12 protein-coding genes are annotated in these 14,352 nt (G+C 33.1%); 7 read left to right on the top strand and 5 right to left on the bottom strand.

Annotated features, from left to right (window positions below; translation table 11 throughout):
* Positions 1-21 precede the first annotated feature (21 nt).
* The gene (locus HNP99_RS16875; RefSeq protein ID WP_173854626.1) at positions 22-906 is read left to right on the top strand and encodes a glycosyltransferase; all 885 of its coding nucleotides are present in this window, start codon (positions 22-24) and stop codon (positions 904-906) included.
* 4 nt (positions 907-910) lie between these two features.
* Here the strand turns inward: HNP99_RS16875 and HNP99_RS16870 are convergent, their stop codons facing one another.
* From HNP99_RS16870 to HNP99_RS16850, 5 genes are read right to left on the bottom strand one after another with little or no spacing between them, the layout of a single operon-like run.
* Positions 911-1,648 (bottom strand): acyltransferase, encoded by a 738-nt coding sequence (locus tag HNP99_RS16870; RefSeq protein ID WP_173854625.1) that lies wholly within the window; start codon positions 1,646-1,648, stop codon positions 911-913.
* Entirely contained in the window at positions 1,638-3,125 is a 1,488-nt protein-coding gene (locus HNP99_RS16865; protein ID WP_173854624.1) for an oligosaccharide flippase family protein, read from the bottom strand. Before HNP99_RS16865 ends, HNP99_RS16870 begins: the two co-directional genes overlap by 11 nt.
* A 3-nt stretch (positions 3,126-3,128) precedes the next feature.
* Positions 3,129-4,232, bottom strand: coding sequence for a DegT/DnrJ/EryC1/StrS family aminotransferase (locus tag HNP99_RS16860; protein WP_173854623.1), 1,104 nt, complete (start codon positions 4,230-4,232; stop codon positions 3,129-3,131).
* On the bottom strand, positions 4,229-5,179 hold the full coding sequence (locus HNP99_RS17870; RefSeq protein ID WP_371742371.1) for a GNAT family N-acetyltransferase: 951 nt from the start codon (positions 5,177-5,179) through the stop codon (positions 4,229-4,231). Before HNP99_RS17870 ends, HNP99_RS16860 begins: the two co-directional genes overlap by 4 nt.
* A 33-nt stretch (positions 5,180-5,212) precedes the next feature.
* Positions 5,213-5,815 carry a trimeric intracellular cation channel family protein gene (locus tag HNP99_RS16850; protein ID WP_173854621.1) on the bottom strand — a complete coding sequence of 201 codons (603 nt, stop codon included), beginning with the start codon at positions 5,813-5,815 and terminating at the stop codon, positions 5,213-5,215.
* A 206-nt stretch (positions 5,816-6,021) separates the two neighbouring features.
* On the opposite strand from HNP99_RS16850, the gene HNP99_RS16845 reads away from it, so the two are divergent.
* The 6 genes from HNP99_RS16845 to nudK all read left to right on the top strand — a co-directional run bounded on the left by HNP99_RS16845 (position 6,022) and on the right by nudK (position 13,361).
* Complete coding sequence (locus HNP99_RS16845; protein WP_173854620.1) at positions 6,022-6,807, top strand: TrmH family RNA methyltransferase; 786 nt, start codon at positions 6,022-6,024, stop codon at positions 6,805-6,807.
* 15 nt (positions 6,808-6,822) lie between these two features.
* Complete coding sequence (locus tag HNP99_RS16840; RefSeq protein WP_173854619.1) at positions 6,823-8,373, top strand: serine hydrolase; 1,551 nt, start codon at positions 6,823-6,825, stop codon at positions 8,371-8,373.
* A gap of 100 nt (positions 8,374-8,473) precedes the next feature.
* Positions 8,474-10,693, top strand: coding sequence for a RelA/SpoT family protein (locus tag HNP99_RS16835; RefSeq protein WP_173854618.1), 2,220 nt, complete (start codon positions 8,474-8,476; stop codon positions 10,691-10,693).
* Positions 10,694-10,851: 158 nt separating this feature from the next.
* Complete coding sequence (locus HNP99_RS16830) at positions 10,852-11,355, top strand: Fur family transcriptional regulator (RefSeq protein WP_173854617.1); 504 nt, start codon at positions 10,852-10,854, stop codon at positions 11,353-11,355.
* Between the two features lie 93 nt (positions 11,356-11,448).
* Positions 11,449-12,720, top strand: a complete 1,272-nt coding sequence (locus HNP99_RS16825) for an adenylosuccinate synthase (protein ID WP_173854616.1) — start codon at positions 11,449-11,451, stop codon at positions 12,718-12,720.
* A 59-nt stretch (positions 12,721-12,779) separates the two neighbouring features.
* Positions 12,780-13,361, top strand: a complete 582-nt coding sequence (gene nudK / locus HNP99_RS16820; protein ID WP_173854615.1) for a GDP-mannose pyrophosphatase NudK — start codon at positions 12,780-12,782, stop codon at positions 13,359-13,361.
* The last annotated feature ends 991 nt before the right edge of the window (positions 13,362-14,352 follow it).

Genomic DNA, 14,352 nt, shown 5'->3' with positions numbered 1-14,352 from the left:
ATATAACTCTTTTAAAAAGATATGCAAGATAAATCATTAGTTACTATTATTTGCTTGTGTTACAATCAAGAGCCCTATGTTATAGAGAGTTTACAATCTGTTATCAATCAAGATTACAAACTGATTGAGCTTATTATTGTGGATGATTGCAGTACTGACCACTCTAAATCAGTAATAGAAAAATGGCTTCTTGACTATCCGGAAATTCAATTTATAGCAAACGAAACTAATCTAGGAAGTACCAAATCATTTAATAAAGCCTTAAAAATAGCCAAAGGAGCATATATCATTGACTTAGCTGCCGATGATGTTTTACGAAACAATTGTGTAAGTCTGCAATGTAATGCTTTTACCAATAGTCCTTTTAAAAACTTAGGAATGGTTTATGGAAATGCAGCATTAATCAATGAGAATGGTGATTTTGACTCTTATTATTTTGCAGTTGACCACCATAAAAATGTGATTCAAAAAAGAGTGACGGGTGACATCTATTTATCCGTAATAACGGGTGGCAATAGCATTTGTTCTGTTTCATCAATGGCTAAAAAAACTGTTTTTGATGCACTTAATGGCTATGATAAAAATCTAGCTTACGAGGATTTGGATTTTTGGATTCGTTCTTCCCGCGTATATGAAGTTGATTTTATTGACAAAATTTTAATTAACAAAAGAACCGTAGCCAATTCATTAGGAACCCATTTTTTCAAGAGAAGGAACAAAATCAACAATTCGACTTTTATAATATTGAAAAAAGCGATTCAGTTGAATCGAACTAACGAAGAAAACAAAGCGATTTTAAAACGAATTCATTTTGAGATGATTTTAGCTTTTCGAACTTCAAATTTTGAGTTAGTATTAAGGTACATCGCCATGGAGAGTAAGCTTCGAATAAAAATTCTATTCTAAAAAATCATCTAATAGTTAGATAATCCTCTAATGATTCGCGTTCCGCGTTCCAGTCTCTCGAAATCATATTTCGTATCAATTTAGCCGGCATACCCGCTAGTAATATGTTTTCCTCTAGCTTAGAAAAATCTTTATTACACACGCTATTTGAAGCCACGGTACAGTAATTTGGCGTTTGAGCACCTGGCATAACAGACACTCTGTTTCCAATATAATTATAATTCCCTATAACCACAGGCTCCGTAACTTTATACCGCTCTCCTGTACTTGTATCAATCATTTGATGAAAATTAGTATCCATAATTTGGGACTCTGAACCAAAACGAGCAAAATCTCCTAAAATAACACTTTCTATAGCAATCAATTTAGCATTAGAAGCCATCGATGCCATATGTCCAAATTCACAATAAGCACCCTTTCCTATGTAGATAAAATAATCTTTCCCAAATTGCAGATGCCCTTTAAAAACTAATTTCCCTATAAGACTAATTTCTGCAATTCCTTTATGTAGGGTATTCATTTCATAAGGTTGCCCAAAGCCAATCATGCCTTTCCTAATAGGCGCAGCTATTTCAACCTCACCAGAAATATCTGTGAATTTTACTTTCCCGTAAAAAAACACAGGCAGTTTCTTAGCGATGCGATAAGGAAACTTCTTAAAATTAAAATATAGCGTTTTAGGCCAGTTCACACCAGAATAAAACTTCAACTTATGAAAGCCTATTTTAAGATTATTGATCATTTTTTTTCTTTGTTATAGTATTGAAAAATGATTTTAACTCCATTTTTTTGTTTAAGTGATATAACAGATACAGTATTGACAACATAGCCATCAGCAACATTGAGCTATATTTTACAAATGTATTTGGCACATATCTTAGTGCAAAAGTAGTAATACACATTGTAATGCAGACGAGATAAAGAATATAAAAATCACTCTCGAAATAAAAATCATATCTCTTTTTAGTAATTACTTTTAAACCAACAAAATGAATGATATAATAGATTAAAAAACTAATTCCAAGTCCTTCCAGTCCATAAAAATAATACCCCAAAACATTAATCACTAAGGAAAGTATATTAAAAACTACAGCTGTTAGTATAAACATTTTAGAATCTCCTTTGGCAATCAGAATAAACCCCATTGACCAAGATACGGCTCTAAACAACATGGCTAAGATACCGAAACAAACCATCGGTATAATGGAAATGAATTTAGCAGTATATATGACTTTAACAATCATCGGAATAAATGTCAAAAACAGAATTACTATTGGCGTTATAATCAAAATTGAAATGAACGATTGCTGAATAACACTCGCTCTCACTTTTACATTATCATCACTAATAGAAGATAATCTCGGAAAATAATCGGTACTCATTACCGTAAAAATGATTCCAACATAAGAATTCAACAGTGTAAAACCTGCAGTATAAAAACCTACTTCTTCTAAACCGCCTATTTTCCCAACATAAATCTGAATCAAATAACTAGACAACAAAGTTAACAATCCGCTTATTGTTAATAAAACACCCAGCTTAACCATGCCCTTTCCTTCCATTAACAACTCCTTGGTTGTGAGATTATTTTTTGGAATTTCTATTTTTTTCGAAAAATAAAATGCAAACAAAAATGAGCTTAATGAAATAATAATAATTGTTGGTATTATCGCATCTATTCTGTAATAATAATATACTGGAATTGAAACAAGCAAGCCCATTAAATTTCCATAGAAATTGGCTTTCGCTAAAAGTCTCATTTTTCTCAAGCTTTGCAAGACCACTAATTGACCAGAAGACAATTGTTTTAGCAAAACCGTAATTGAGATCAGGACAAAGGCCAAAGTATAATCTGTATTTCCAAAAGTAATCGTGCTCAACCACGAGGAAAAAAATATGGCCAGTAGCGCACCAAAAATACCGGTAACCAAGACTAACTTTTTAACAGTGGAAACCATCGTAGAAACACTACTTAAATCATTTTCTTTGTACTTGCCTGAAATATGCTTGACAGCACTAGTTTCGATTCCTAAACCGGAAACACCACTAATAATATTTATAGCCGAATTCAATAACGAAATTATTCCCATTCCTGCTGAACCAATAAACACGGCAATCAGCTTTGTACGAACTATTGAAATGATGATATTCAAAAATTGCACCCATCCGAAAAGTGAAGTGGTTTTTACAATTTGTTCGTAGGATGCTTTGTCACTCACTATTTAGTACTTATTTAAAATTGTTATAATAAAAGTTACTTCATCCGCAGTCAAAACAGGGCTTATGGGAAGACTCAAAACTTCATCATGAATTTTTTCCGTAATTGGGAAAGACAGATCATTCCATTCAGATAACGCTTTTTGCTTATGTGGAGGAATGGGATAATGTATTACCGTTTGTATGCCATTTTCATATAAATACTTTTGTAATTCTTCTCTATTTTTTGTTCGAATAACAAACAGATGAAAAACATGATTATTGCTTAAATCCCAAAACGGAAGGATTATTTTATCATTCTTGATTTCAGATAAATATTTCCTTGCAACAACTCTTCGTTTTTCATTATCAGCATTTAAATTAGGTAATTTGACACTTAAAAAAGCAGCTTGTAACTCATCTAACCTTGAATTTACACCTTGATAATCATTGTAATACTTAGTTTCCGAACCATAATTACGAAGTGAAAACACGATTTTGGCTAATGCCGAATCATTTGTAACTATCGCGCCACCATCACCTAGTGCGCCTAAATTTTTACCGGGATAAAAACTAAAAGCAGCTGCATCGCTTAGGTTCCCCGCTTTCTGAGGTTTATAATTTGAGATAGCACCATGAGACTGCGCGGCATCTTCTATTATCAATAAATTATTATTTTGTGCAATTGCATGTATAGAATCCATCGCAGCCAACTGTCCATACAAATGAACGGCTAAAATTGCTTTGGTTTTTGAGGTGATTTTTTCTTGTATTAAATCGGGATCAATGTTATAGGTTGCTAACTTTGGCTCGACCAAAACCGGAATTAAACCGGCTTCTAAAATTGCCAAAATACTAGCAATATAGGTATTTGCGGGAACAATGACTTCATCACCTTCATGCAATTTTCCAAGCTGCATATAACCTTTAAAAATTAAGACCAGCGCATCAAAACCATTTCCAACTCCTATGCAGTGTTTTGACTTACAATACCTAGCAAAATTAGATTCAAATTCTTTAACTTCATTCCCTAAAATATACCAGCCGTTTACTAAAACTGCTTTCAACTTATCTTGAAAAGCACCTTCATACGGTTTGTTTAATTTTTTTAAATCTAAAAATGGAATCATATGAGATTCATTTTATAAAAATCCTGACTGTAAACAGCGCAACCTAATTCTTCTTTTTGTTTCAAAAGACCAACATGATATCCTTTTTCATTATCGTCATTCACAATCCCCATATCAAAAAACTGTTTCCCTTCTCGCTTGTATTTATGTATTAAATTAATGAATAGAAAATCTAATGCACGCAACTCCTCACCTTTCTTAGTCGTAGCACCATATTGTGATTTTACCACTGTATCTGTTTCAAAAAGTGTAATTCCGGCAATTATATCATCGTTGTAATACACAGAAAACTGCTTGATATTATCCGGAAAATTACTCTTTAATTTTGTTATTTCTTGTAGCGTGTGAACTGGTTTAGCATCGTATTTCTCCAGTAATCTGGGTTCTAAAACCAATTCCCAAAAAGATTGTAATTGCTGTTCTTCAACTATTTCTAAATCGAGATCTTCAATTTTTCTAAAATGCTTTAATTTACTTTTTGAAATCGTTAATGGCAGTGCTAAATTGATCGCCAAATTCATTTCTTTTTTATCTAGAAACGCTCCGTTTTTAATTAGAAAAAAATCTATTTCATGATTTCCCCCAGAAGAATAAAAAGAAGGAATAGGTTTAAAATAAAAAAACTGCATTCCTTTCTCTTTCAAAAAAAACAAAAGAGATTCTATAATATCTCCTACGATTTCTCCATTTATTTTAGAGGAATACATCAGTCCGCCATAAGTCAAACCTTGATGAGAATAAACGGTCTCTTCAACGCGGTTTGCAGGCAATACTGCAATAAGCTTTTCTTCATCATAAACAAGTAATGAAAAATCTTCAAATCGATCTTTATGGTATTCCATAAAATTACGATGAAATAGGAAAGTTGCATTTTTGGCTTGACCTATAAAGGCATTCCAAACTGCATAATCACTTTCTTGATATTGCTTTACAACGTATTTTTTCACGGTCAATTTTTTGGTTTTATCAAAATAATCCTACTAGTTATGCTCTAATGTAGGTAGGTACCACTTCCATTTTACCGCCATTAAACGAGTGGAAATAATTACTAATGAGGTAATCAAATATAAAATATCGTTTTCTAAATTAAACTTTTTTAATATAAAAAATACCGCTCCTCCTAGAATACATATCGTAGCATAAATTTCTTTTCTAAAGATTACAGGAATTTCATTACATAAAATATCTCTCGTAACACCACCAAAACAAGCCGTCATAGTTCCTAAAGCAATACAAATAATAGGATGCAAGCCTACACTAATCCCTTTTTCCAGTCCTAATAGTGTAAAAACACCCAAACCAATTGTATCAAATAGAAAAAGTGACGTTCGCAAACGATCAAATTTCTTTCTAAAAAATATAGCCAAAATAAAAGCAACTGTAATGGTATACACATAGTCTAAATTAAGCATCCATCCCACCGGGGTTGTACCTATCAAAACATCACGCAAAGTCCCACCACCTACTGCAGTTACAAAGGCAATTATATAAATTCCAAAGGCATCCATCCTTTTACTCATAGCCGTTAACGCGCCTGACATAGCAAACGCCAAGGTACCAATGATATCTAATAAATGAAACATGATTATATTGTATAATGAAAAAATAGCCACTAGTGTGTGTCGCAATTGTGGCAAAACTATAAAAAATACTTCTTTCAACAGACTATTGTTATCATTATTAGTCAAAGTCTTTACTCAAAAGCTAAATATTGTACGCCAAATTTATAAAACTGAATTTTCTCTATGTATCTTTGTTATTTATTTTAATAATTAAATTTTAAAATCAATTGAAACAAATCTCATCCGTTCAAAATCCCTTTATAAAATCCCTAATCCTTTTGCAAGAAAAAGCAAAAAACCGTAAGCAAAGCGGCAGCTTTTTGATGGAAGGGCAACGAGAAATTTCGTTAGCACTAAAAGGAGGTTACGAATTAGAAACGGTATTATTCTTTCCAGAAATTTGTAGTGAAATTGAAGCCAAAAAAATAGCTCCTAATACAGAATTAATAGAAATCAATAAAGACGTATTTCAAAAACTAGCTTATCGCGATACTACCGAAGGTGTTTTGGCTGTAGCCAAAACAAAATCGATGCAACTGAAGGATTTGAAACTTTCAGAAAATCCTTTAATTTTAATTGCCGAAGCTCCTGAAAAACCAGGAAACATAGGTGCATTACTGCGTACTGCCGATGCAGCTAAACTAGACGCCGTAATTATTGCTAACCCTAAAAGTGATTTATACAACCCAAATGTGGTTCGCTCTAGTGTAGGTTGTTTATTTACCAACCAAATTGCAACGGGAACTACGGCTGAAATTATTGCTTTTTTGAAAGAGAGAAACATAAACTTTTATTGCGCTACTTTACAAAATTCTACTTCTTACCATACGCAAGATTATACGACTCCAACTGCCTTAGTTGTAGGAACTGAAGCTACTGGACTTACACAAGAATGGCGTGATACTGCTACACAAAATATTATTATCCCAATGCAAGGAGAAATTGATAGTATGAATGTTTCTGTAGCTGCAGCTATTTTGATATTTGAAGCTAAAAGACAACGCGGATTTTAATTTAAAAAACACAACATGAAAAAATATTTTATTTTAGCATTACTGTTTCCATTTAGCATAAGTTCATTTGCTCAAATTACAGAACTTCAAGTAGACGAATTAGTAAACAAAACGTTAACTGCTTTTAATGTTCCTGGAATAGCAGTTGCCATCATCAAAGATGGAAAAGTAGTTTTATCTAAAGGATATGGGGTAAAATCTATTGACACCAAGGAAAAAGTAGATGCCAATACCCTATTCGGGATTGCATCAAATAGCAAAGCATTTACAAGTGCAGCTCTAGCTATACTTGTTGATGAAGGAAAAATAAACTGGGATGACAAAGTGGTAAAATACCTTCCTGATTTTAAGATGTACAATGACTACGTAACGCAAGAATTTACCATTCGAGATTTATTAACACATAGAAGCGGATTAGGTCTTGGTGCAGGAGATTTAATGATTTGGCCTGATGGAAGCGATTTTACCGCTCAAGATATTATTGTAAATCTACAGTACTTAAAACCAGTTTCGGGATTTAGAACGAAGTATGACTACGACAACTTGTTATACATCGTTGCTGGCGAAGTCATTCATGTGGTAAGCGGCAAAAACTGGGCTGATTTTATCGAAGACCGTATCATGAAACCATTAGAAATGAACCATAGCGCTGCCTCTTTTGTACGATTAAAAGACACAGCTAATATTATTGCTCCCCACGTTCCTATTGATGGAAAATTAAAAGTGATTAAAAGATATGAAAACCAACTTTTTGATGCTGCAGCCGGAATCTACTCTAGCGTAAATGATTTGAGTAAATGGGCAATCATGCAAATGAATAACGGAAAATATGGACCCGAAAACAAACAATTATTCTCCCAGAAAGAACATGATGAAATGTGGCAGCTACAAACAATCATTCCTACTAAAACTAGAGCGCCCTACAACACCCACTTTAATGGCTATGGTTTAGGTTGGTTTTTAAGTGATGTAAAAGGATACAAACAAGTAACGCATACTGGGGGGTTAGAAGGAATCGTTACACAAACAACTTATATTCCAGAATTACAATTGGGAATTATTGTATTAACTAATCAACAATCCGGAGCGGCATTTAATGCCATTACAAACACTATTAAAGACAGTTACCTTGCAATCCCATCTGAAGATTACGTTAATCTTTACAGTAACCGCATGAAAGCGAATGAAGCTTCGGCAGATAAAGTTACTGAAGAAGTTTGGACGGCTGTAGCCAAAAATAAAAAAGACAAAATCAAGATTGACTACGACCCCATTTTAGGAACTTATAGAGACAATTGGTTTGGTGAAGTCGTTATTTCAGAAAAAAAAGGACGTATTTATTTTGAATCAAAACGTTCTTCTCAATTAAAAGGCGAAGTGTTTTTCTATAAAAAAGGAAATTATGTCGTAAAATGGGATAACGCTTATTTTCATGCTGATGCTCACTTATTTTTCGAATTAAATGAATCAGAAACAGTTAGCGGTTTAAAAATGAAACCAATATCTGATTTAACCGACTTTAGTTACGATTTTCAGGATTTAGACTTTAAAAAAATGACTCCTTAATGTTCTAAAAAACGGACATTAATTTTTACTTAGAGTCCTAAATTTAGTGCTTGCATATATGCAAACTTATCGTTATTTTTAGAAAATGAACCATGCCGCTATGACAGAAATAGATATAGAAAAAGAAAATAAAGCAATTGCACAAGAATATAAAGAGTTGCTACGTATTAGTTACCAAACGCTAACGCCAGAGGACAAAAAACTAATCAGGAAAGCTTTTGATGTGGCTGTAGAAGCGCACAAGAATCAACGTAGAAAATCTGGGGAAGCCTATATTTTTCATCCCATTGCTGTGGCAAAAATTGTTGCCTCAGAGATTGGTTTGGGAGCTACCTCCATTGCCGCTGCCTTGATGCATGATGTTGTAGAAGACACCCCTACTACTGTTAAAGATATTGAACGCATGTTTAATCCTAAAGTAGCACAACTTGTTGAGGGATTAACTAAGATTTCATTGGTGCAAAAAGACATGAACATCTCTATGCAAGCAGAGAATTTTCGTAAAATGTTGCTTACGCTAAATGATGATGTTCGCGTTATCTTAATTAAAATAGCCGATAGACTCCATAACATGCAAACGATGGAATCTATGGCCGACTATAAACAAGTTAAAATTGCCTCAGAAACTTTATACATTTACGCGCCTTTAGCACACCGTTTGGGTTTGTATAACATTAAAACAAAACTCGAAGACTTAGGTTTAAAATATACTGAACCCGCAGTTTACAATGATATTGTAAGCAAAATTAAAGAAACTAAAGAACAGCAAGATGCTTATATAAAAGACATTTCTGATATTATAAAAACATCCCTAGATGCTGAAAACATAGAATACATCATTAAAGGACGTCCTAAATCTATCTATTCTATTCGTAGAAAAATGAAAGCTCAAAATGTGAGTTTTGATGAGGTTTATGACAAATTTGCCTTGCGTATTGTTTATAAATCACCTCCCAATGAAGAGAAATTCCTAGCTTGGAAAATTTATTCAATTGTTACAGACCATTATAGACCCAGCCCTAGCCGATTAAGAGACTGGATTTCATCACCTAAATCTACAGGTTATGAAGCCTTACACATTACCGTAATGGGACCTAAAGGACGCTGGGTAGAGATTCAAGTGCGCAGTGAGCGTATGGATGAAATTGCCGAAAAAGGATATGCTGCACATTATAAATATAAAAATGGAGCTACTGAGGAAAGTGGTTTAGACACTTGGTTGAACCTACTAAAAGAAGCACTTGAAAACTCTGAGACGAGTGCAGTAGATTTTGTCGAAGATTTCAAAATGAATTTATATTCTAAAGAAATCTACATATTTACACCTAAAGGAGATATCAAGTCCTTACCTAAAGGAGCAACCTCTCTGGATTTTGCTTTTAGTATTCACTCAGAAATCGGAATTAAAACACGTGGTACTCGTGTCAACGGAAAATTAGTTCCATTAAACTATGAGTTAAAAAGTGGCGATCAAGTCGAAATTATCACTTCGCCAAATCAAAAACCAACTATAAACTGGTTGGATTATGTAACTACTTCCCGTGCCAAAAATAAAATTAGAAACGTATTAAACGAGAATACTAAAAAAATTGGCGAAGAAGGAAAAGAAATTCTTACTCGTAAATTAAAACACCTTAAGATTACCGTAAATGAGTCGGTTATTAATGAATTAGTGAATTTCTTCCAATTAAAAACAAGTTTAGATTTGTTTTACCGCGTGGGAGTTGGATCTATAGAAAACCAACAGTTGAAGGATTATGCTGCGCAAAAAAGCAATACGCTAATTAATTTCTTCAAAAACAAAATGAAACGTAGCGGGCCAACTGCTGACGCTGATATTCACAAACAAGTATTAAGTAATGATTTTGACATGCTTGTTTTTGGGAAAGATGAAGACAAGCTAGATTACAAACTTTCTGCTTGTTGCAATCCCATACCAGGCGATCAAGTGTTTGGTTTTGTCACCATTAATGAAGGAATAAAAGTCCATAAAAAAGATTGCCCTAACGCTATTGCCATGCAATCAAATTATGCTTACCGCATTATGCAGGCAAAATGGATCGATTCATCACAACAAGAATTCAAAGCCATCCTTAATATTACTGGGATGGATACTTTAGGACTAACGAATCAGTTGACCAAAGTTATTTCTAACAACATGCACGTTAACATTCAAAGTATTTCGTTAAGTGGTGATGCAGGACTTTTTAAAGGACAACTAATTGTTGTTGTGCAAAACATTACCATTTTGAAAAAATTAATGGAAAACATCAAGAAAATAGACGGAATAGACAAAGTAACAAGAGTCTATAAAAAATAACCCAAAATTTAATAGCTGTTTTAGTTTGTACAAAAGCGCGACAAGAGTAGCGTTACAAAGTAAATTAAGTTTGTTTTTGTTTAAAAACTCACAAATTTATCTTGTTATACCTATTTAAACTTGAAAACTATTAAAATAAAAATTTATCTTTGCCAGATATGACACTCATTTCCATAGATAACAACAAAAACCAAGAAATTGTAAAAAATGTTTTTACAATGTATCTTGAAAAAAAAGGCCATAGAAAGACTCCTGAGCGCTATTCTATCCTGCAGGAAATTTACGAAAGTGAAGAACATTTTGATATAGAAAACCTTTATATCAAAATGAAAAACAAGAACTATCGTGTAAGTAGGGCTACGCTGTATAACACTATAGAATTATTATTAGACTGTGCCTTAGTTCGAAAACATCAATTTGGACAAAATCAAGCACACTATGAAAAATCCTATTTTGATAAACAGCACGATCACATTATAATGACAGATACCGGCGAGGTAATTGAATTTTGTGACCCCAGAATACAAACAATAAAAAAAACTATAGAAGAGGTTTTTGATATAGAAATTACGAACCACTCCTTGTATTTTTATGGCGTAAAAAAAGGCGTAAAACCTGAAATTGTTCCAGAAATACCAACGGAGAAAAGTATCGAAGAATAAAACTTGCAGTCCATATAAATTGCAAATTATATAAAAGACAAAATTAAAACTATTTGACAGACTAAGCTGTCGCAACAACAAATAATAATAAGAATGGCTGTAGATTTATTACTAGGATTACAATGGGGAGATGAGGGAAAAGGAAAAATAGTTGATGTACTTACATCAAACTATGACATTATCGCTCGTTTTCAAGGAGGACCAAATGCAGGACATACGTTAGAATTTGACGGAATCAAACATGTTCTTAGAACAATTCCTTCAGGTATTTTTCATAAAACTGCTGTAAATGTAATTGGTAACGGAGTCGTAATTGATCCTGTAGTTTTTCAAAAAGAGATTGAAGGTCTTGAAAAATTCAATTTAGACATCAAAAGTAAATTAATCATTTCAAGAAAAGCACACCTTATCTTGCCTACTCATCGTCTATTAGACGCAGCTTCTGAAGCTTCAAAAGGAAAAGCTAAGATTGGTTCTACTCTTAAAGGTATTGGTCCAACTTACATGGACAAAACGGGAAGAAACGGAATACGTGTTGGAGACATTGAATTAGAAGATTTTAAAGAAAGATATAGAGCGCTTGCTGATAAGCATGAAGCAATGATAGAATTTCACAATGTAAACATTCAATATAACTTAGCTGAACTTGAAAGAGAATTTTTTGAATCTATCGAAGAACTTAAAAAATTAGATTTCATTGACAGTGAGGAATACATGCACCAAGCTCAAAAAGCTGGTAAATCTATTCTATGTGAAGGAGCTCAAGGATCATTATTAGATGTAGATTTTGGAACATATCCATTTGTAACGTCTTCTAACACTACTGCTGCTGGAGCTTGTACTGGTTTAGGTATTGCACCAAACAAAATCAAAGAAGTATACGGAATTTTCAAAGCTTATGTAACACGTGTAGGTAGCGGACCGTTCCCAACTGAACTTTTTGACGAAGACGGAACAACAATGGCACGCGTAGGTAACGAATTTGGATCTGTAACAGGAAGACAAAGACGTTGTGGTTGGTTAGATCTTGTTGCTCTTAAATACGCTGTTCAAGTGAATGGTGTAACACAATTAATGATGATGAAAGGTGATGTTCTTTCAGGATTTGAAACTTTAAAAGTATGTACTGAGTATACTTACAAAGGAAAAAATATTGCTCACTTCCCTTACAATATCGAACCAGAAAACGTAACTCCTGTTTACCAAGAGTTTAAAGGTTGGAAAGCTGATCTTACAGGTATGACTACTTACGAGGAACTACCAACTGAATTAAAAGAGTACATTGAATTCATTGAAAAAGAAGTTGAAGTGCCTATCAAGATTGTCTCTGTAGGACCTGATAGAAAACAAACTATCCTTAAATAATATTTACAAACGCTCTGAAATTTCAGAGCGTTTTTTATTTCCTATCAAAAATAGCACTAATGTACAATCCAGAAATAAAAATCCATAAAACAGAACTTCTTTCTGACAATTGGTATATCCTAAACAAAGTAACCTTTGATTTTAAAAAAAATGACAATAGCTGGATAACTCAAAAAAGAGAAGTCTACGATCGTGGTAACGGTGCCGCCATTTTACTTTATAACAGCACAAATAAAACAGTAATTCTTACCCGTCAATTTAGACTACCCACTTACCTCAATGGCAATAAAAGCGGAATGATGATTGAAGTTTGCGCGGGACTTTTGGACCAAGACAATCCAGAGCAGTGCATCATTAGAGAAACTGAGGAGGAAGCGGGTTACCGCTTAACAACTGTACATAAAGTAATGGAAACTTATATGTCACCCGGTGCTGTAACAGAGATTTTATACTTGTTTCTTGGCGAATACGATGCTTCTTTAAAAGTAAGCGAAGGCGGTGGATTAGAACAGGAGCAAGAAAACATCGAGGTTCTTGAAATTACCTTTAACGAAGCTTACGCCATGATCGAATCAGGTGAAATTCAAGATGCCAAAACAATTATATTATTACAACACGCTAAAATAAAAGGACTGATTTAATAGTAATAAAAACCCTATTTTTAGTCTGCCAATTCAGGCTATACATTACAAGTCCGCACGCACCACCTATAAAACATAATCCCCAAAACGAGCTTCCTACGGTCGCTGTTTGGGGATTTGTTTTTAAAGGGGCTTTGTTTACGGGCTTTTCATTACTATCCTGGGCAGCGATTGGTGTTTATTAGAAAACAAGGACATTAATAATGTTTAAAAATTCATCTTGTATAAAAACAGCTGATCACGATTATTTTATTAACTGACCCAACCACTTAAAGTTTTAATTCTTTTCCATTTTCCATTAACTTTTCTATAAAGATAAGTCCCACTTTCTCCGCCTAACATACAGTTACAATCTTGGGTAATTTTAATAATCACTGTTTGTTTATCTGGTGAAACAATTGGTACTGAAATTTTATAGAGCATTTCATACTTTATATCACAATTTGGAATAATTTTACAAAATTCAGTCTTGTTTAATTTACGATTAAAATATTTTCAAAGATTTCAATTTTATCTGATTTAGAACAAATTTTAAATAGCGTTAATTCATTATCCTTGATAATTTCATTTAGTATTTCATATTTTATATTTTCGCTTGTAAAAGAATACAAATAGTAACAACCAAAAAGAATTATTAAAATTAGTAAGCTTTTCTTCTTCATATTATAGGTGTTGTTTTTTAAGTTTTGTTTCTTTAAAATCATCGCTAACAGTATCCTATAGACCAAGATCATTTTAATCACATAAAGCTCAGTCGAGGTGCAATAATTGTACTCGACTCCGCTCGAACTGACAATTGGACTTTTTAATAAATAGTATTGGTATTACACAATTAGATTTAAATATCTTCTAGATAATTATACTTTTTCAATAGTAATCAAATTGCATGAGGGATGGTAGCCAATGTCATTAAGTTAAGGATTAGATCACTCTTTTATAGTTATTTACGGATTTATATTTTCCTGATTGTCTTATTTTCGATTTTCTACGT

Origin of the sequence: Flavobacterium gelidicaeli, from assembly GCF_013294005.1 — a bacterium.
Lineage (GTDB): Bacteria > Bacteroidota > Bacteroidia > Flavobacteriales > Flavobacteriaceae > Flavobacterium.
This window is presented reverse-complemented; position numbering and strand designations above follow the sequence as displayed.

Coding starts and splice junctions, on each gene's coding strand:
- HNP99_RS16875 (WP_173854626.1), top strand. CDS start 22: ATGCAAGATAAATCATTAGTTACTATTATTTGCTTGTGTTACAATCAA.
- HNP99_RS16840 (WP_173854619.1), top strand. CDS start 6,823: ATGAAAAAATATTTTATTTTAGCATTACTGTTTCCATTTAGCATAAGT.
- HNP99_RS16860 (WP_173854623.1), bottom strand. CDS start 4,232: ATGATTCCATTTTTAGATTTAAAAAAATTAAACAAACCGTATGAAGGT.
- HNP99_RS16850 (WP_173854621.1), bottom strand. CDS start 5,815: ATGTTTCATTTATTAGATATCATTGGTACCTTGGCGTTTGCTATGTCA.
- HNP99_RS16870 (WP_173854625.1), bottom strand. CDS start 1,648: ATGATCAATAATCTTAAAATAGGCTTTCATAAGTTGAAGTTTTATTCT.
- HNP99_RS16825 (WP_173854616.1), top strand. CDS start 11,449: ATGGCTGTAGATTTATTACTAGGATTACAATGGGGAGATGAGGGAAAA.
- nudK (WP_173854615.1), top strand. CDS start 12,780: ATGTACAATCCAGAAATAAAAATCCATAAAACAGAACTTCTTTCTGAC.
- HNP99_RS16830 (WP_173854617.1), top strand. CDS start 10,852: ATGACACTCATTTCCATAGATAACAACAAAAACCAAGAAATTGTAAAA.
- HNP99_RS16835 (WP_173854618.1), top strand. CDS start 8,474: ATGACAGAAATAGATATAGAAAAAGAAAATAAAGCAATTGCACAAGAA.